Here is an 18,216-nt window from a genome sequence, read left to right on the forward strand (position 1 = left end):
TTATTTGTTTCTGAAGCCTTCGGCAACGGTATAACGTTTTTGTATAAAATCCTCCTCCAGTTTTTTAACCCAAAAATCGCGGGTTAAAATAAATATGATCCCGGTACCGGCCAGCATGGCCAGGCCGATGTCCGCGTGTTTGAACAGTGAGAACGGAAGATAAATAATATACGGCGTGATCATCAAGGGAAACGAAATAAGCATTTGCGTTGCCCCCACCCCTTCCCAATTAAACGACGCGCCTTTTGACAGATCTATCCGTTTGGCATTGCGGTTAGCAAAAAACAGCACAATGGTTGTGTTGATACCGATATTCCACAGGTACATTACAAAATGTACCAAAACAATGCGCCAGCCAAAATAAGCATAAGGCGTAGTCAATATAAAAGCCACGGTTGATACCATGGTAAACAGCAGGTATTTTGCCTTTAAAAAATCGCGGAAATTAATTTTGCTCACTAACAGGCCATCAAAATGAGCGCCCTGCCAGCTATACATGAACTGCCCATAACTGATAATAAAAATACCAGTCATGAACATGCCCACAAAAATGTACCAGGTTTGTCCGTAATGGCTGTTGGTATAAAATATGAGCCCATAAAACATAAAGAACAACCCCATAACCAATGCCGATCGTGGCCGCTTATTACGGAATATCAGTTTCAGCTCGTTTGCAACAAGGTCGCCAACTTTACCAAACCTGTTTAACAGCGGAAACTCCGTACTGCTTTTATAGGCCGATGCCTTGCGCGAACTCAGCTCTTCGAGGTAAAGGTTTTGCTTTAAGTAGGCAAAATTGATGTAATACATGGCTGCTGCAAGCACAACAGGCAGCAATACCAACACCGGTTTATTGAGCAAATGGCCAAAATACTGATAGGAAATATTGCGTACCGAATAGAGGTGAAATCTGAAATCGCCGGTAATAATAAGGATGAGAGCCGTTGCGAAAACCAGGAAAACCCAACCGTTAAGATTGGCTTTGCGTTTAATAAACAAGGCCATGTAGTTATTGAAAAGCATGAAACCGATAATAGCCAATATAAAAGCCAGCGCAGGCCAAACACCCGAATCGGTAAGGATCACTTTTAAAATAAAAGGTACAAAAAGTATAATGGGCCACAGGTTAAAAACCGAAAGCATGGCCGTAAAGGCCAGATAGCCGACCACCGTATTCTTTTTTATAGGTAAATGAAGATATGGTTGCACCCGTAACGTTGGCAGCTCCTGCAATTGCATGCGCATCATCAGGTCAAACAAAAAATAAAGCAGGATGATACCGCAAAAAGAAACCACTATGTCATCATGCGGAAAAACCTGCCCCAAAATTTCATTCAAAAACAAACCGGCAAGCAAAATACATCCAAAAAGATAAAGGATAAGTAACCCCATCACCACACGGATAGCAATACTTTTACCTGTGTTTTTTGACCGCCAGAAAGCTTTAAGTTCGTGCCCGAGAAAGGTAGTGATCATAAGTATAGACAGTTAAGGGTTAAGGTATAGGTTTTATATAAAAGCTATAAGCAAAATGCATAAAGCCCAAAGCTATAATTTGTTTTATATAAAAGCCACAGGTACGGTACGCAAAGCCTAAAGCTATAAATTAATTAATATTGGTCAAACCCTTATATGATATTAATTAACAGGCTCTATTAAGCGAAACTTAAGTTAGTATTTATACCTGTTGCCCCAAAGTTTTCTCAACTTTTCTTTTGATTCGTTTTCACGCGCATTGTTACCGGGGTCGTAAATTTTTGTTCCGCGGATAGCATCCGGCAGAAAATCAAGGTCGGTAAAATTACCTTCGTAGCTATGGGCGTATTTGTAATCCTTGCCGTAGCCAATGTTTTTCATGAATTTGGTTGGGGCGTTACGTAAGTGCAGTGGCACAGGCAAATCGCCGGTTTGGCGCACCAATGCTATGGCCGCACCAATAGCTGTTGTAGCCGAATTACTTTTAGCCGATGTTGCCAGGTAAATAGCCGTCTGCGATAATATCAGTTGCGATTCGGGCATACCAATCTTATTAACCGCCTCAAAACAACTTTGTGCAAGCAGCAAGGCATTGGGGTTAGCGTTGCCAATATCTTCGGATGCAAGGATCAGCATACGGCGGGCAATAAACAAAGGGTCTTCACCGCCTACGATCATCCTCGCCAGCCAGTAAACTGCACCGTTGGGGTCAGAGCCCCGCATGGATTTGATAAAAGCCGAAATGATATCGTAATGCTGCTCACCGGTTTTATCGTACAACGCCATGTTTTGCTGTACATGTTCCAATACAACCTCATCGGTTAATATTATCTCCGGCGTGTCAAAAGCATTTATCAATAGCTCAAAAATATTGAGCAGCTTGCGGGCATCGCCTCCCGAAAGGCGCAGCAAAGCTTCGTAATCTTTTATGGTGATGCTTTTATCTTTTAAGATTACGTCTTCCTTCATTGCCTTGTTCAGCAGGTCGATCAGATCGGTTTCGGATAGCGGCTGTAAAATATACACCTGGCAACGCGACAGCAAAGCTGAGATCACTTCGAAAGATGGGTTTTCAGTCGTTGCGCCTATTAACGTAACAATGCCCCGCTCTACAGCGCCTAACAATGAATCTTGCTGCGATTTGGAAAAGCGGTGGATCTCATCGATAAATAATATCGGCAGCACCTCGCCTTGTTTCTTTAACAACGACGCTTTTTCTATCACCTCCCTTACGTCTTTTACGCCCGAGTTAATAGCACTCAAAGCAAAAAACGGACGAAACAATGACTGCGAAATAATATAAGCCAAAGTGGTTTTACCCACTCCCGGCGGTCCCCAAAATATCATCGACGGCAATGAACCCGACTCGATAGCTTTACGCAGCACTGCTCCCGGCCCAACAAGGTGTTTTTGCCCAACATAATCATCAAGCGATTTGGGGCGCATACGTTCGGCTAATGGCGGGAGGTTATTCATAAAAGTAAAATTCAGAAAAGAAAACGCTAAATCCTAAAAAAATTAGTAAAATAGTGAGCGTTGCGGATAATAAAGAGATTTTTAAATCCCCTCTTGAGAGGGGGCGTGAAGGACAGAGCGATGGCAGGGGTGTGTTTCTTCGACTAACTCTAACGCAGAGACACACCCCTCCCCCCTCTCGAGGGGGAATCGCACGACCCTCCCGCTTTTTGACGACTATTCTCAAACGGGAACTAAATGTAATTACCTCAATCCTGTGTAATTGGCTCGTGATGTGCGTGGCAGGCTTCTGCGCAATCAATACAGGCCTTGGCACATTCCTGGCAATGATCGTGCTGATGTTTACCGCACTCCGCAGCGCAAAGACGGCAGATCTCCTCGCATAAAACCAGGTATTGGTGGGCAATAACTGAATCTCTTTGCAATAAGCGGGCCCCTTGGGCACATATGTCAGCGCAGTCTCGGTCAAGACTAATGCAGCCGGCCATCATTTTAACATCCTCTTCGTGCAGGCATGCAGTAGCACAATGTTCGCAAGCTAAAGCGCAATCCAATAATTTTTGAATTATAGCGCGGTGATCATGATTTTGCATAATGGTAAATTTTAAGTTTTACTTAATATACTACCCGCTGCAGTTAAAAAAGGTTTGCATTAATTTGAAATGCTATATTATACAAACAAAAAGGCTGTCTCCAATTACGGAAACAGCCTTTATAATATATATTGAATTTTTATTAATTACTGTTGGTTCGGGTTTTGATCGCTGTCGTTATTTTCAGGATCATCAGATGGGGTGCCTACAATTTCGTAAGCTTTATTGCCGTCATCCTGAGTTTCCTGGTAGTAATAACCATCAGGAGATACAAACAGCTTTTCACCATTGATCTTGATCTTGCGGCAATCCGGTGGTAATTGAGTTACAATGTCACCAATTTGCGGGCCCTGATCAACACTGCTGCCATCGCCGTTGCCCTGATCGGTAGTTAATTGGCCATCTTTACCTGCAATAACGTAAACAGTTGAGCCGTCATCTTTGGTGTATGGCTGGTAGTAAACACCATTTAACTCATAGTACTGTTCGCCATTGATCATGATAGATTCAGCACCTGAAGGCAGGGTTTTAATCTCGGCCCCTATTGGCGGTTCAACAACGGTATACTGGTCATTGTATTGACGATAGTACAAACCATCGCTGTAAAAATATTGGTAATCGCCCCACCAGAAAGGATAGTAACCATATGGTAAGAAACCTATGCTAAAACCTAACCGCGGATAATAGAATGAATTATAGTAGTTACGGTATGGATAATAGTAGTGGTTGCCAAAATACCCCCCGCGGCCACCGTAATGGTAAGTACCAGGATAAACCCTGCGACCACCGTATGCGTATGAACCGCCTCTGTAATAAGTACCGCGACCGCCGTTATAAACGCGCCTGTCTACAGTAGTATAGCTGCGGTTACCATTGTATACGGTACGACCGGCGCTACCATAGCTACGCTGGGGTGCTACAGATGTGCCATTTGGCCTTACTGCGTAATCACGACCACCATAACTGCGTTGTTGAGGAGTGCCATAGCTGCTGCGCGAATCGGTGCCGTAGCTACGCTGCGGCGCTGCTATTGAGGTACGTGTGCTACCATTAAATGAAGTTGAGGGGCGGGAAAAACTACCACCAGAAGGACGGGAAAAACTACCGCCTCCGCCACCACCGCCTGACGGTCTTGAACCACCGCCTCCTCCGCCACCGCCGCCACGAGAACCGCCGCCACGTTGTGCATCAGCATTGAATGCCAGGGATAAGCTCAATAAGCCCCCCAATGCAATTGTTAATAGATTTTTATATGTCCTTTTCATGATGAAAGATTTTTTAACAGATCAGCATGGTATTTTTTGCTGATATAAATATATAGACTATTAAATGTTTAAACGGTTTAACGCGTTTTTAATTATTTTTCACTCAAAAAGCGAACCAATACCAGCTATACGTACCGGTTATTGTTTTCGCTACGCTATATCCTCGGCAATAAACAAAAAAGGTTGCTCAAACTGCAGGGTAAAAAAACCATCGTGGGTGGTTTTATACCTATTAGTGCTTGTGGCTTCAAGCCCGCTTATTTGTAAGCCCGACGGATGCGAAAGTACTTCAATGAACTCACCTGCGGGTTTCCACTTACTGAAGCCCGAATTAACCGGGTAGATCTTTTGCCGTTCCCTAAAAATCACCAGGTTTATTTTATCAGCATAAAACAAAAAATCTTTCAGGTCCAACACATCGGTAATTACATTGACCGCCGGGTAATTATGCGTTACCAGGTATTTTAAAGCTGCGCCTGCCGCATTGTCGCCTCCCGAAGGCATCACCTTCACGTCCGACTGTAAATCACCCGAATCACCATCACTTATTATCCAGTCGATTTTAATCCCTGATGCATCCAGCTTTTCGGCGGTACCGGTAGAGCAGATCACGGTCGGGCTCCACTCCAGCAACTGCCCCAGCATTTCCTCATCAAAAGTATCCATGCTTAAAACTAATAAAGCTGGCTCCTGTTTTTCGCGAACTATATGATGTGATGACATTGCTAATGTAGATGGAACAGATGAATATTAAATGAAAATATAAAGATGGGGTTTTTATTGATTGCTGAAACCAAATCAAAGTTTTATGACGGTAGAATAATATTTTCAGAACTGATGCCATCCCGATAAAGCAGGGAGAACAGATAGCGAGCCGGGGCGAAAGAAATCTTCTGCGCCATGCACAACTGCACACCAAGTCGCATAAGATTTCTCACTCGTTCCTCGTTTCGTTTTCGACAAGGTTTATTTAGAACGAATGATCATCAATACACCCTTTTATAAAACTCCTTAACCCTTTCAACAGGATCAGCAATAAGGTCCATGGCTGATGATATCGCAATACCATTGATGCCCGTTTGAAGCAAGGCCTCTACATCATCCGGCTGGATGCCACCTGCTGCTATCACCGGGACATTGATGCCCAGTTTTTCCAGTTGACGATATCCGTTAAAACCAAGCGGGTGATGCCCAACAGGCTCCCCTGTATTAGTGGATGCAAATGGCCCGTAAACATAATAATCAACCACTCCGGTACTTTGTAATTTCAATAATTCATCAGCACCTGCTGCTGATACGCCAAGAGTTTTATCCGGGCCGATAATCTTGCGGATACTGGCCAAATCGGCATCACTATCATCTATATGCACACCCTGCGCATCAACCCGGTCAAGCAAGTCGTAATGATTAGCGATGATGAGGGTCGCACCCCAGTCGTCGCAAATTTCGGCTATTTCGTTTATCTCATCAATCAGTTCATCTTCGGGTTTGGTAAGGCAACGGTATTGTACCCAGTTTGCACCCGCGCCGCAAGCCATCTGCACTTGTTGTACGTGGCTAAAACCAGGCAGGTCATGCGTAAGATAATGAAATTTAGAAATGTATTTTTTCATTTTATTAAGTCCGAATTCGGTCAAGCCCTAAAGTCGGAAAGTTTTTAATTATTAACCGAAAAGTCCGAAAGTTTTGTGTTGTAAACTTTCGGACTTACCTGACTTCAGACTTAGTTTTTCAGTGCTTCGCTGATAGTTTTACCTACACAGCCATCAGGGGCCTGGATATGCAGTAGCGATGCTACAGTAGCCGAAATATCTGTCATATGTGTTTGGCGGGTCAAACTACCATGCTTAATGCCCCAGCCCATAAATACCAATGGGATATGCGAATCATAAGGGTTCCATGTACCGTGGGTGGTACCGGTTGGGCCGCGATCATTAGTGCCATGACCGGTATACCATGCCGGTTTCAGTATGATCTGGATAACACCGCTATGCTCGGCATTATAACCGTTAATGATCATACTGCGCAGGTCATCAGGAATATTAGCTTCCTGTATTTTTTGCAGGTCAATTGCATAGGCAATGCCAGGCTGTTTTTTCAGGTATTCGATGCAATCTAACTTTATAGCCTCTTCGCTGACACCAGCTTTTACGAGGGCTGCATTGTTGAAATTAACCTGGTAATTGTCCATACTGATGATCAGGTTGTTTACTTTGTATTTATCATTGATCATCATGTTCATTTCTTTTGCTGCATTGCCATCATCCCAAACACCGGCAGGGATGTTATGATCTTTCAAGAAGTTAGGATTGTGGGCAGCGCCATGGTCAGCACTCAGGAAAACCGAATAATTGCCTTTACCTACAGTTGCATCTAAATAATTAAAAAACGCGGCCAGGTCCTGGTCAAGCCTTAAATAAGTGTCTTCAACCTCAACGGAGTTAGGGCCAAACTGATGACCAACATAATCTGTTGATGAAAGGCTCACGGCTAAAAAGTCGGTTACGGTATTTTTACCCAGTTTTTCGCCCTCAATAGCAGCTTTAGCCAGGTCGAGCGTCATGGTGTTGCCGAACGGAGTAGAACGGATCATACCAATACGGCCTTTATAAAGTTCGGATGTTTTAACCGGTAAGGTTGGTGTAGCGGCACCGGCAAATTTACCTTCATAACGATCACTGTTATCGGGTGCACTTTGTACATACGTGTTAATAGGATATAACGGGTTCCAGTCCTGCTTCAGGTATTTTTCAGCAATTTTTTGATTGTTGAAGGTTTTAACCCAGGCGGGCAGGTCATTCATGTAATAAGTACTGGTGATCCAGTTACCGCTGACATCATCAAACCAGTAAGCAGCATTGGCCGAGTGACCGGCAGGCAGGATGCCGCCGCGGTCTTTTAATGCTATGCCGATAACCTTTGAGCGAAAGTTGGTAGCCAGCCTCAATTCATCAGTAACTGTGCTAACCAGCAAGTTGCGGGGCGACATTTGCCCTGCTTTTGAAGTGCTGCCAACGGCTACCACCGTGCTGTCGTCGGTGCAATACATGGATTTACCCGTAGCCTGGATAATGAAATCGTTACCCACTATGCCATGTATGGCGGGGATGGATCCGGTATAGATACAGGTATGGCCGGCAGCTGTTACCGTTGGGATATAGTCAATATTGGTATTTTCGCAGGTGAAGCCTTCATTAAGCATGCGCTTAAAACCACCGGTTTGGTAACGGTCATAATAGCGGTACAGGTAATCCCAGCGCATTTGGTCAACCACCAAACCCACAACCAGTTTTGGGCGTGGAATTGATGCAGATGCCGGGGCAGCCGTTGTAGTTTTCTTTTTTTGGGCCGATACCGAAACGGTAGCGAAGGAAAGGGAAATAAGCAGCAGATGTTTAAACTTCATCGCGAAAAAAGATTTTTGATTTCGCCAAATATCAGCAAAGCATTTAAAATGCAATGTGATGCTTTTGTTAATTATAGGGGATTGTTACAGAAGCCCCCTCTAAATCTCCCCGGAAGGGGAGACTTTAAAGCCCTCCCTTCCGGGGGAGGGTTTGGGTGGGGCTGTGTTTACAAAATGCCCAAAACTTTGTAAGTTTAGCAAACCAATCATTAAACCTATAATCAATGAAACGCATCCTTTTATTGCCGCTTTTGCTGCTGTGCTGTTCTGTCATCGCTCAAAATAAAAATCTTGATGTTGTTGCTACTGATGCAGGTAAAGTATCAGGCTTAACCAACCAGGCGGGCGATGTGCGTATTTATAAAGGTATTCCCTTTGCAGCGCCACCGGTTGGTGATTTACGCTGGAAGGAACCGCAACCGGTAAAGCCCTGGGAGGATGTTAAAAAATGCACCGATTTTGCGGCCAGCCCAATGCAGAGTAAACCAGACCCCTTTGGTGTTTACACGCGCGAGTTCCTCATCCCCTATGAGCCCATCAGCGAAGATTGCCTGTACCTTAATGTATGGACTGCCGCAAAAACACCGGCAGAAAAACGCCCTGTGCTGGTTTACATTTATGGCGGTGGATTTGTAAGTGGCGGAGCAGGCGTACCAATTTATGATGGCGAGGCGATGGCTAAAAAGGGGATCATATTTGTGGTTATTAATTACCGCGTCGGGATTTTTGGTTTCTTCGCCCATCCCGAATTAACCAGGGAGTCGCCGCATAATGCATCAGGAAATTATGGTTTGATGGATCAGCTGGCTGCATTAACATGGGTGAAAAAGAATATCGCGGCTTTTGGTGGAGACCCGGATAAGGTTACCATAGCGGGGCAATCGGCAGGTTCCATGAGTGTAAATTGTTTGGTGGCATCTCCATTAGGTAAAGGGCTGTTCAGCGGAGCAATTGCCGAAAGCGGGGCCAGTTTTATTAGTAAGCAAGGATCAGGCGGGTTGCGGGAAGCAGAGGCAGCCGGTGTAAAAACAGCGACTGCCTTGGGTGCAAGCACCATTGCCGAACTAAGGAGCAAACCCGCTGCCCAACTGCTTGGCAAAGGCGAAAGCCGCCCGGTTATTGATGGCTATATTTTACCCGCAACCATCGCTGATATTTTTAATGAGCACAAACAAAACGATGTGCCTGTACTTACCGGTTGGAACGAAGACGACGCTTTTGTAGGTCCGCCAAAAACTGCTGAAGAGTATAAAAAGATGATAAAAAGCCAATATGGTACCGATGCTGATGCATTTTTAAAACTATATCCAGCGGGTTCAGACCAGGAAGCCGCGACCTCCCAAACCCGGATAAACCGCGATCAGATCTTCGGGATGCAGAATTATACCTGGGCCAATGTGCAAAGTAAAAAAGGAAAATCTAAAATTTATGTTTACCGTTTTACCCGCCGCCTGCCAGCCGCTGCCAATTTTGTTAAATACGGCGCTTTCCATACCGGCGAGGTTGCTTATGCCTATGATAACCTCAAATTCCTGAACCGGCCATGGGAACCTGTCGATCAGCAACTGGCCAATACAATGAGCACTTACTGGGCTAATTTTGTTAAAACCGGTAACCCGAACGGGAAAGGCGTACCTGCATGGCCGGCTTATACAACAAGTGATCATAAAATAATGATACTGGGTGAGAAGGCGGGCACAAAACCTTTGCCGGATAAAGCAGCTTTGGATTTTATGGTGAAGAAGGCCAACGGAAAGTAATATATAGTTAAAGCCCCGGGATAATAAACACTGCCAGATACATTTAGGTATGGAAATCTAAACACCACCGACAACCCACTTAAGAAACTGATGAGACAGCCCGGTTTGAAACATTAGTGGATACCATAAAAACAAAAGGATATGAAACCCGTAATAATGTAACAAAAAATTCCCCTCTTAAAAATTTGGATAATAAAACTTAAATCACTTATCTTCGTTAATTACCAAAACGCAAGACTATGTAAGCAGAGGGCTTACATAGTCTTGTTTGCTTTTATAAGCATTGCGTCCTTTCTTAAAACAGGGAAGGGCGGTTTTTTTTGGTTGATTAACAGTAATAATATTAATTAATTTTTGCGTTATGGCAGAGGTATCATACTATACCAAAGATGGTTTAGAGAAATTAAAAGAAGAACTACAGAGATTAAAAACAACCGGCCGTGCCGATATATCAAAAGCTATTGCTGAGGCACGTGACAAAGGCGATCTGTCTGAAAATGCCGAATACGATGCGGCTAAAGAAGCGCAGGGCTTACATGAGGCCAAAATAGCCCAGATGCAGGAAACACTGGCCAATGCACGCCTGCTTGATGAATCAAAACTTGACGTTTCGAAGGTACTTGCATTGTCGATAGTAAAGATCAAGAACCTAAAAAACGGAGCTACCATGAGCTATCAGCTGGTATCAGAGAGTGAAGCCGATCTTAAAACCGGTAAAATCTCGGTAGCGTCGCCGATAGCAAAAGGCCTGCTTGGCAAAAAGGTTGGTGAAAAAACCGAGATCACCGTCCCTGCAGGTAAAATTGAATTCGAGATCCTGGAAATAAGCAGGTAATTAATTGGGTGAGTAGTGAATAGTTGATTAAGAGAATGGTTTTTCCGGATCGTAATCAATTATTAACTACTCACCCTTTTAATTAATACCATAACAAACTACTCACCCAATCAACATAATCAACCACTCACCAATAATGACCATCTTTTCAAAAATAGTTGCAGGCGAGATCCCCGCTTATAAAGTGGCCGAGAACGATGAATTTCTGGCTTTTTTGGATATTTTTCCGCTTACGGAAGGTCACCTGCTCGTGATCCCAAAGAAGGAGGTTGATTATCTTTTTGATTTGGACGATAATACCTATACGGGCTTACAGCTATTTGCCAAAAAGGTGGCTCTCGGTTTAAAAAAGGCCATTCCCTGCCCCCGGGTTGGTGTAGCTGTTATGGGCCTTGATGTGCCCCATGCGCATATCCATCTTATACCCATGAATGATATGAGCAGCATCAACTTTTCACTCCCCAAACAAAAATTCACTCCCGAACAATTTAACACTACCGCCGAGAAGATCAGGCAGGCAATCAGTTAACAATTGGGATAACATTAATCAAGCTATTAGCTATAAGTTTTGCTCATGCTGCTTTTAGCTTATATTATATATAGACAAAAGGCCTCATCATAATATAAATGACGAGGCCTTTTTATGTTTTAAAACTCCACATGTGCCCTTAGCGAAAGGACATTTACCGGTCCCCTGTCCTTATTATAGGCAGGGTTGAGCAAAAACTGGTAGCCGGGTGTAAGCCAGAACTTTTTTTGATATGCGTTTATTTTATAATCAAGTTCGGCAATAAATTCGGTGCCATAATTAAGCTTGCCATCACCTATGATAAAGCCGTAGCCGCCGGCTGCGAGGTAATCACGATGGGCGTTTGAGATGCCGTTGGCTACAAAAGCCAGGCCCAGTTCGTCATCGCCGCGGTTCCATGAACTTCCTTTAAGTACGCCGCCAAAACTCAATGACCGGTCAATCTCGGTAAAATACCATGTTTGGGTTTTACCATCATTATAACTCACTTTGGCAAATACCCCAAAATCTTTGGTCAGATATTGGTCGGCGCTGATGCCGAAACCATATTTGTGCCTGCCATAAGCTTGTGTGGTATCAACATTGGGGGCAACAGGGCTTTGCGCAATCGCCAGGCGATAATCTCCCATTTTGCCATTGTTACGGAAACCCAAGATCCTGAAAGTACCTTTTTGACCGTTAAGTGTATAACGTTTTTCATATTCTAAGGTCTGGGTGTTTGCTCTACCAATTTTTTGATCCCAGATAGCGCCATTGGCGGTAGTGGTTGACATGGTAAAAGCAAAGCGCAATGTCCAGTTTGGTTGCCCTAATTCGGTATGTATCCCCATAACATACCCGCGGGTATTGGCGGGATAATCCCATGCGCCGTTATCCATTAAGCTCCAGTTCATGAACTGCGTACGCGGATCATGGCTAAATTCATTGCCGTCATAAAAATCGGCCATGCCAAATTTACCTACGGTAACCGAAAAGTAACGCTTGCTTTTTAAACCGGCTAACTGGTTGGCATCATCGCTGATAGTGTCTTTATCTTTGCCCCATTCAAAGTTTTGGGTAAAATATAAACGGGCGATGTAGATCTTCGGCTCTGCGCCGCCTACACGAAAAGTTTCGCCATTAGGGAAACCTGCCGCACCCAGCGTTTTGCTCAGGCCCGATCCACCCGAAAGCTCGGGGTTAAAATAGGCTTCGGCGCCTTTCCAGAGCCTTGCACCGCCAAAAAGCGTAGTGGTAATTGAGCTTTGTGTTTCTTCTTTGGTAAGTAAACTGTTATCGCCATTATAATCGGCATGAAACGATGGTTTGTATTGAGTAATTACCGTTTGCTGGAAATGGAAGTTGAACCGCTGACGTTTAACTGTATCCTGCGCCAAAGCGGCGGCGGTAATTAATACGGGTATTATAGTAAGTATAAGTTTTTTCATGGGCTGTCAATTTTGGCGCAAAAGTAAGCTTTCGCGTTAACTTGAACCACATTCGTCAAAAAACTGTTTTAAATAATGCTCCATAAATGTGTGCCTTTGTTCGGCAAGTGCCTTACCGGCAGGCGTATTCATTTTATTTTTAAGTAGTAATAGCTTTTCATAAAAGTGATTAATAGTTGGTGCGGTAGTGTTTTTATATTCTTCCCTGGTCATGTTAAGGTTTGGCGGGATCTCGGGATTGTACAATTCGCGGCCTTTAAAGCCTCCATAGGTAAAGGCGCGCGCAATGCCGATTGCTCCAATAGCATCCAGCCTGTCGGCATCCTGTACTACAGCCAGTTCGGGCGAATGAAAGGAGGGTTTATCAAAGCTGGCCTTGAACGACATATGCCTGATGATCTGTTGCACATGTTCGGTAACACCAATATCAACATTCATGCTTTGCAGGTAATTGCCGGCAGTACGCGGGCCAATCTCTTCATCGCCGTTATGAAATTTACTATCGGCAATATCATGCAGCAGGGCAGCAAGTTCAACTACCAGCTGATCGGTTTTTTCTGTTTGGTTGATGAGTTTCGCGTTTGTCCAAACGCGGTGAATATGCCACCAGTCGTGACCACCTTCGGCGTCCCTGAGCGTATTGCGCACAAAATTTGCAGTGGCTTCAATGAGTTTATTATGTTCCATCTTTTGCAAAGATACTAAGCAAAAGACAGAACAATGGGGTTGTGTATAAAACGTTAAGCAGCGGCTATTTTTTCTGTATCGATGAGTTCGGCAACTTCAATCTCCAAAATAGCGGCGATCTGAAAAAGCCTTTCCACTGTTATTTTTGTATAACCTAACTCAATTTTGCTATACGCGTTTTGTGATATACCCAGCTTGGCTGCAAGGTATTCCTGGGTGTAATTTAATCCCTCCCTGGTATGCCTTATGTTAGCAGCTATGGCCTTGATCTTTAAATTTAGCATATCTTTCATCCATTTACATATTAATTCGTTTATAAATAACGAAAATATAGGGGTTATGGATTTCAAAATTTTAATTTTTTTTAATAGCTAACCAATTGAAAAGCTGATATTTTATACTTTTTTAATTAAAAATTAACAACCCTTTATAAAAGCCGGTATAAATACATAGGTTTTAACAACCATATTAATTAATAATAAAGACAAAAAAAGCGACAGGCCGCAAAGTCTGTCGCTTTCAAATTACTTTTATTTAAAAAAACTACTCGCCTAAATTGTAACTAACAATTACTGTGGGCAATAAAGTAGCCGTTTCAAGCGGTACCTGGTTATAAGATATGATTGGCTTGCGTTTGCTGTAATAATCAAATGCCTCCTTTATAGTAGCATTACTTGTATTTGCCGGCGCATTAAAGTTAATGGAAAACGGCAAGATAAAATCATGCAGTTTTTCATGATCGGGGATAACCCATTTGTGGTTTGATTTTTTTAGCGCCTCAATGATGGGTACTACCAATATGGCATCATCCGCATAGTAAACAATTATTTTTTTGATCACACCTTTTTCATCAGCGGTGAACTTAAACACCGCTGTTCCGCTTGCTTTCTTTTTAATGATTTCGGGGGATACAACAAGGCTGTCTTTAAAAAAGCGGTTCATAATAGGACTGCCGCCCTGAAACGGAAATGCTAATTGCGCTTGTGCCTTAACCAGTACTGATGATAAAATAAGTGTTATAAATAACAGGATCTTTTTCATTTAATTTTCTTCTTTCGGTTCACGTTTGCTGCCCTGGTATAATTCATACTCAAACAGGCGGCAATCAAGCTTACCATTATAAAATTCAATTTTGCGGGCTGCCTTCAGGCCTATCTTTTTGGCCAGGTCGGGATTGCCCGTAAAAACATAACCGTTATACCCAAGGCATTTCTTTTTCATAAAATCGCCCATACGCTTATAGGTGATCTCGAGCTTAGTGTGTACGCCCAAACGCTCACCGTATTCGGGATTAAACATTACTACACCAGTTTCTGCCGGAACCTCGGTATCTTCAAAATCACAAACGGCAAAATCGATCAAATGTTCTACGCCGGCCGTTCTGGCATTTTTACGGGCGATGTCAACCGCGTCTTCAGAAATATCCGTAGCGATGATTTTAAAGCCGGTTTCTTTTTTGGATTTATCTTTCAATGCTCGCCGCTCTGCAAAAAATACCGTTTCGTCATATCCTAAAATATGCATAAAAGCATAATTCATCCTGAACAAACCCGGCGACTTATCTGTAGCCAACAATGCTGCTTCAATAGCCAGGGTACCCGAGCCGCACATAGGGTTAATGAATGTGCTTTTCATATCCCATTTGGTAGCCATAATGGTTGATGCTGCCAAAGCTTCGAGCATTGGCGCTTTACCAGGTATTTTACGGTAACTGTGCTTGGCCAGTGTTTCGCCCGATGTATCCAGGAAAATTTCGGCGCGGTCATCCTGCCAGTAAAGATGTACCAGGGTTTTATTAACCTCCGGGCCAGAGTCGGGCCTGATACCTTTAATGGATTTGATCCTGTCGGCAATAGCATCCTTTACCTTTACGTTGGCAAACAGCGGTGTAAGGATGTGTTCGTTATTTACGTTTGATGATACCGAAAAGTAACCGGTAAAATCAATCAGCTTTTCCCACTCAATGGTTACCAGCTCTTCGTAAAGTTCTTTCGGGTCGCGGGCGGTAAAAGTTTTTAACGAATACAGTACCTGGCTTGCGCAGCGCAGATTCAAATTAAGCGGAATGGTATCTGTAACGGTACCTTTTAGTTCAACCCCGGTAGGGAAAACGCGGACCGGCTCATAGCCTAAAGCTTCAACCTCCCTTTGCAGGTAAGGCGAAAGCCTTTTGTTACATGTAATTATGATTTTACTTTCGGTGTGGAAAACTTGCATATTAATTCGGCAAAATTAAGAATTAAAAAGCCCCTATTTTAATTTCTTACTATTAACTTTACATTTTAAATTATTTGAAGACTAATTATGGAAGTTAAAGGTAAGGTACATGAAGTGTCGGCCACTCAGCAAGTAACCGATTCACTAAAAAAACGCGAACTTATACTTGAATATATTGAGAACCCTCAATACCCTGAATATTTAAAGTTTGAAGCTATACAGGATCGTTGCAATTTACTGGATAACGTGAAGATTGGGGATGATGTAGAGGTTTCTTTTAATCTTAAAGGTCGCCCGTGGACAGATAAAATGGGCAAAAAAACCTATTTTAACTCATTGCAGTTATGGAGAATTACTCCGCTTGCTGCTGCTAACAATGCAACAGCTGCTCCGCAATACGCAGCACCGTCAGCTGATATCAGCTCATCGGCCGATGATGACGATCTGCCATTCTAATAAAATAGAGAAAAGCTTGAGTAAAATATTTCAAAAGGCCCTTTAACAGGGCCTTTTGTTGTTTATAGGCTTCCCGTTATAACCCGCAGCCTTAAACAGACATCTCACTAATTGATACAATAAAATATTAAGCAGCAGAGTTTTAAATTGAATGCACATTTGTTAAATTTTGTTAAATGCAATTTTTGTGTGCGGATTTAGGATAATTTTGTTTGTTAATAAATGAAGAAAAGGAGCATAGGTTTAATTATTGGCTTAATGAGCTTTGCGTTGCTGGGCGTAATGGCTATGCAATTTTATTTTCTGAGGCAATCTTACCAGATGCAATCCGATTCGTTCGACCGCCAGGTGAGAGAAGCTATGAACAATGTGGTAGATAAGGTTACCCGCCAGGATGCGAATAACTTTTTGAAAACCAAAACCCAGCAAGCTACCATTAGCACCGATAATGAAGAACAGGACATCAGCACAATAAAAGTAGCGGGAATACCAAAAACAAAAAAACATTCATCTGCCCGCGAAAAACGGATTGCTTTACTGCGCGATAGTTTGCAGCGCATGATCCAGCGTAAAAAAATGGATGATGAGCTTAACGGCTTACTACAAACAGAAGGTACGGTTGATTTTAAAGTACGTGTTGAAGAATATACAGATGAGTTTGGTGTAGTACATGAGCAACTGACGCCCGAGATAGTACATACCCGTATTACCCGCAGGGTAGGTCATCCTAAAAAACTTCATAAGTATGATACCCTGAGGTATGTCTACGTCGACCCCCAGTTTGGCAAACAAATGATCTCGGTACCACGCATCAATCCGTTGTGGGTACAGGAACAAACCCGTAAGCAAAAGGAACGGCAGGTTCAACAAATAAAAAAAATGCTGGAGACCGATTCGCTTGAAAAGGCTAACAGTTTGAGCAATAAGCCCACCGTTATTGAGAACCTGGCCGAAGAATACCGTAAATCGGGCGAACCGTTGAATAAACGGATCAACCCTTTCTGGATAGATTCGTTACTACGTTTTGAGCTTCATAATAAAGGCATTTTTCTGCCTTTCAGCTACGAAGTTACAACCGCCAACAGCGACTCGCTCATATTTTCAAATGCCAGCGACAGCCAGGGCGAAAAGCTGCCTGTGTTTGTGGCGGCAAATACTTATCAAACCCCTATTTTCACCAAAGAGGTGATCAACGACCCCGGAAAGATCAGGCTTTCGTTTCCGCAAAAAAACTCGCTGATCTTAAGCAATATGACTGCTACAATGGCTACAACCGGCGGCCTTACCATGGTGCTGATCCTTTGTTTCGGCTACACTATCTTTTCGATATTGAGGCAGAAAAAGATCTCGGAAATGAAGATCGATTTCATCAACAACATGACCCACGAGTTTAAAACCCCGGTGTCAACCATCATGATTGCCAGTGAAGCTTTACGGGATAATGAAATTGCCGAAGATAAAAGCCGGGTAGCCCGTTTAGCGAACATCATTTTTGAAGAGAATGCCCGTTTAGGCAGCCATATCGAGCGCGTATTAAACATTGCCCGTATTGAACGCAATGACTTTAAACTGGAGAAAAAACCGGTTGATGTAAATGAGATGGTGAGCATAGTGCTTGACAGTATGGCGCTCAAATTGCAAAAATGCAATGCTAAAACCACACTGCACCTTGATGCCGAAAAAGCCTATATCATTGCCGATGAGCTACATTTTTCGAACGTATTATACAACCTGGTTGATAACGCCATTAAATACAGCAACGAAGCGCCTGATATAACTATAAGTACTTTTGTTAAAAACGGACAGATTGTTATTAAAGTAGCTGATAAAGGCATAGGCATGAGCCGCGACCAGCAATCAAAAATATTTGAACAGTTTTATCGCATCCCTACCGGCAACGTGCACAACGTTAAAGGTTTTGGCCTGGGCTTAAGCTATGTTAATACCATAGTAAAACGCCTGAACGGCACCATAAGCGTGAAATCAGAAAAAGAGAAGGGCTCGGAGTTTGAGCTGAAGTTTGCGGTGGCGTAGATCTACGAGTCGGGATGTCCGAAAGTCCGTAAGATAAGCTCAGCCTATCTTCCGA

17 protein-coding genes are annotated in these 18,216 nt (G+C 43.2%); 5 read left to right on the forward strand and 12 right to left on the reverse strand.

Annotated elements, in window-relative coordinates; all coding sequences use genetic code 11:
• The 7 genes from FHW88_RS10775 to pafA form a co-directional block, all read right to left on the reverse strand.
• A complete protein-coding gene (locus FHW88_RS10775) occupies positions 1-1,476 on the reverse strand; it encodes a DUF5687 family protein (RefSeq protein ID WP_176625336.1) in 1,476 nt (491 codons plus the stop codon).
• Positions 1,477-1,671: 195 nt separating this feature from the next.
• The gene (locus FHW88_RS10780) at positions 1,672-2,952 is read right to left on the reverse strand and encodes a replication-associated recombination protein A (RefSeq protein ID WP_176625338.1); all 1,281 of its coding nucleotides are present in this window, start codon (positions 2,950-2,952) and stop codon (positions 1,672-1,674) included.
• Positions 2,953-3,200: 248 nt separating this feature from the next.
• Positions 3,201-3,545 (reverse strand): four-helix bundle copper-binding protein, encoded by a 345-nt coding sequence (locus tag FHW88_RS10785; protein WP_176625339.1) that lies wholly within the window; start codon positions 3,543-3,545, stop codon positions 3,201-3,203.
• Positions 3,546-3,691: 146 nt separating this feature from the next.
• Positions 3,692-4,810 carry a DUF6515 family protein gene (locus FHW88_RS10790; protein WP_176625341.1) on the reverse strand — a complete coding sequence of 373 codons (1,119 nt, stop codon included), beginning with the start codon at positions 4,808-4,810 and terminating at the stop codon, positions 3,692-3,694.
• A gap of 150 nt (positions 4,811-4,960) precedes the next feature.
• A complete protein-coding gene (locus FHW88_RS10795) occupies positions 4,961-5,533 on the reverse strand; it encodes a thiamine diphosphokinase (RefSeq protein ID WP_176625343.1) in 573 nt (190 codons plus the stop codon).
• Positions 5,534-5,796: 263 nt separating this feature from the next.
• Positions 5,797-6,423 carry a thiamine phosphate synthase gene (locus tag FHW88_RS10800; protein WP_176625345.1) on the reverse strand — a complete coding sequence of 209 codons (627 nt, stop codon included), beginning with the start codon at positions 6,421-6,423 and terminating at the stop codon, positions 5,797-5,799.
• Positions 6,424-6,533: 110 nt separating this feature from the next.
• Positions 6,534-8,216, reverse strand: a complete 1,683-nt coding sequence (gene pafA / locus FHW88_RS10805; protein ID WP_176625346.1) for an alkaline phosphatase PafA — start codon at positions 8,214-8,216, stop codon at positions 6,534-6,536.
• A gap of 224 nt (positions 8,217-8,440) precedes the next feature.
• Here pafA and FHW88_RS10810 point away from each other — a divergent pair, with 224 nt between their 5' ends.
• From FHW88_RS10810 to FHW88_RS10820, 3 genes are all read left to right on the forward strand, one after another.
• Entirely contained in the window at positions 8,441-9,976 is a 1,536-nt protein-coding gene (locus tag FHW88_RS10810; protein ID WP_176625348.1) for a carboxylesterase/lipase family protein, read from the forward strand.
• A 361-nt stretch (positions 9,977-10,337) separates the two neighbouring features.
• On the forward strand, positions 10,338-10,811 hold the full coding sequence (gene greA / locus FHW88_RS10815; RefSeq protein WP_090530524.1) for a transcription elongation factor GreA: 474 nt from the start codon (positions 10,338-10,340) through the stop codon (positions 10,809-10,811).
• Between the two features lie 133 nt (positions 10,812-10,944).
• Positions 10,945-11,340, forward strand: a complete 396-nt coding sequence (locus FHW88_RS10820) for an HIT family protein (protein ID WP_176626776.1) — start codon at positions 10,945-10,947, stop codon at positions 11,338-11,340.
• A 119-nt stretch (positions 11,341-11,459) separates the two neighbouring features.
• Here FHW88_RS10820 and FHW88_RS10825 read toward each other — a convergent pair whose 3' ends face one another.
• The 5 genes from FHW88_RS10825 to FHW88_RS10845 form a co-directional block, all read right to left on the reverse strand.
• Positions 11,460-12,767: a carbohydrate porin gene (locus tag FHW88_RS10825; protein ID WP_176625350.1), complete on the reverse strand. Its 1,308-nt coding sequence runs from the start codon at positions 12,765-12,767 to the stop codon at positions 11,460-11,462.
• A 36-nt stretch (positions 12,768-12,803) separates the two neighbouring features.
• Positions 12,804-13,454 (reverse strand): HD domain-containing protein, encoded by a 651-nt coding sequence (locus FHW88_RS10830; RefSeq protein WP_176625352.1) that lies wholly within the window; start codon positions 13,452-13,454, stop codon positions 12,804-12,806.
• A gap of 53 nt (positions 13,455-13,507) precedes the next feature.
• Positions 13,508-13,747 (reverse strand): helix-turn-helix domain-containing protein, encoded by a 240-nt coding sequence (locus tag FHW88_RS10835; RefSeq protein WP_176625354.1) that lies wholly within the window; start codon positions 13,745-13,747, stop codon positions 13,508-13,510.
• Between the two features lie 250 nt (positions 13,748-13,997).
• On the reverse strand, positions 13,998-14,495 hold the full coding sequence (locus FHW88_RS10840) for a hypothetical protein (RefSeq protein ID WP_176625356.1): 498 nt from the start codon (positions 14,493-14,495) through the stop codon (positions 13,998-14,000).
• Complete coding sequence (locus tag FHW88_RS10845) at positions 14,496-15,671, reverse strand: class I SAM-dependent RNA methyltransferase (RefSeq protein WP_090530542.1); 1,176 nt, start codon at positions 15,669-15,671, stop codon at positions 14,496-14,498.
• 87 nt (positions 15,672-15,758) lie between these two features.
• On the opposite strand from FHW88_RS10845, the gene FHW88_RS10850 reads away from it, so the two are divergent.
• Positions 15,759-16,127, forward strand: a complete 369-nt coding sequence (locus FHW88_RS10850; RefSeq protein WP_090530546.1) for a DUF3127 domain-containing protein — start codon at positions 15,759-15,761, stop codon at positions 16,125-16,127.
• Positions 16,128-16,349: 222 nt separating this feature from the next.
• Positions 16,350-18,161 carry a sensor histidine kinase gene (locus FHW88_RS10855; protein ID WP_090530549.1) on the forward strand — a complete coding sequence of 604 codons (1,812 nt, stop codon included), beginning with the start codon at positions 16,350-16,352 and terminating at the stop codon, positions 18,159-18,161.
• The last annotated feature ends 55 nt before the right edge of the window (positions 18,162-18,216 follow it).

This window comes from Mucilaginibacter sp. SG538B (assembly GCF_013376065.1).
Taxonomy (GTDB): domain Bacteria; phylum Bacteroidota; class Bacteroidia; order Sphingobacteriales; family Sphingobacteriaceae; genus Mucilaginibacter; species Mucilaginibacter rubeus.

What these genes read in the sequence shown, in the direction of transcription:
- FHW88_RS10830 (WP_176625352.1), bottom strand. Translation starts at nt 13,454, where the DNA reads ATGGAACATAATAAACTCATTGAAGCCACTGCAAATTTTGTGCGCAAT.
- FHW88_RS10825 (WP_176625350.1), bottom strand. Translation starts at nt 12,767, where the DNA reads ATGAAAAAACTTATACTTACTATAATACCCGTATTAATTACCGCCGCC.
- greA (WP_090530524.1), top strand. Translation starts at nt 10,338, where the DNA reads ATGGCAGAGGTATCATACTATACCAAAGATGGTTTAGAGAAATTAAAA.
- FHW88_RS10785 (WP_176625339.1), bottom strand. Translation starts at nt 3,545, where the DNA reads ATGCAAAATCATGATCACCGCGCTATAATTCAAAAATTATTGGATTGC.
- FHW88_RS10850 (WP_090530546.1), top strand. Translation starts at nt 15,759, where the DNA reads ATGGAAGTTAAAGGTAAGGTACATGAAGTGTCGGCCACTCAGCAAGTA.
- FHW88_RS10795 (WP_176625343.1), bottom strand. Translation starts at nt 5,533, where the DNA reads ATGTCATCACATCATATAGTTCGCGAAAAACAGGAGCCAGCTTTATTA.
- FHW88_RS10780 (WP_176625338.1), bottom strand. Translation starts at nt 2,952, where the DNA reads ATGAATAACCTCCCGCCATTAGCCGAACGTATGCGCCCCAAATCGCTT.
- FHW88_RS10790 (WP_176625341.1), bottom strand. Translation starts at nt 4,810, where the DNA reads ATGAAAAGGACATATAAAAATCTATTAACAATTGCATTGGGGGGCTTA.
- FHW88_RS10855 (WP_090530549.1), top strand. Translation starts at nt 16,350, where the DNA reads ATGAAGAAAAGGAGCATAGGTTTAATTATTGGCTTAATGAGCTTTGCG.
- FHW88_RS10845 (WP_090530542.1), bottom strand. Translation starts at nt 15,671, where the DNA reads ATGCAAGTTTTCCACACCGAAAGTAAAATCATAATTACATGTAACAAA.
- FHW88_RS10810 (WP_176625348.1), top strand. Translation starts at nt 8,441, where the DNA reads ATGAAACGCATCCTTTTATTGCCGCTTTTGCTGCTGTGCTGTTCTGTC.
- FHW88_RS10835 (WP_176625354.1), bottom strand. Translation starts at nt 13,747, where the DNA reads ATGAAAGATATGCTAAATTTAAAGATCAAGGCCATAGCTGCTAACATA.
- FHW88_RS10775 (WP_176625336.1), bottom strand. Translation starts at nt 1,476, where the DNA reads ATGATCACTACCTTTCTCGGGCACGAACTTAAAGCTTTCTGGCGGTCA.
- pafA (WP_176625346.1), bottom strand. Translation starts at nt 8,216, where the DNA reads ATGAAGTTTAAACATCTGCTGCTTATTTCCCTTTCCTTCGCTACCGTT.
- FHW88_RS10840 (WP_176625356.1), bottom strand. Translation starts at nt 14,495, where the DNA reads ATGAAAAAGATCCTGTTATTTATAACACTTATTTTATCATCAGTACTG.
- FHW88_RS10800 (WP_176625345.1), bottom strand. Translation starts at nt 6,423, where the DNA reads ATGAAAAAATACATTTCTAAATTTCATTATCTTACGCATGACCTGCCT.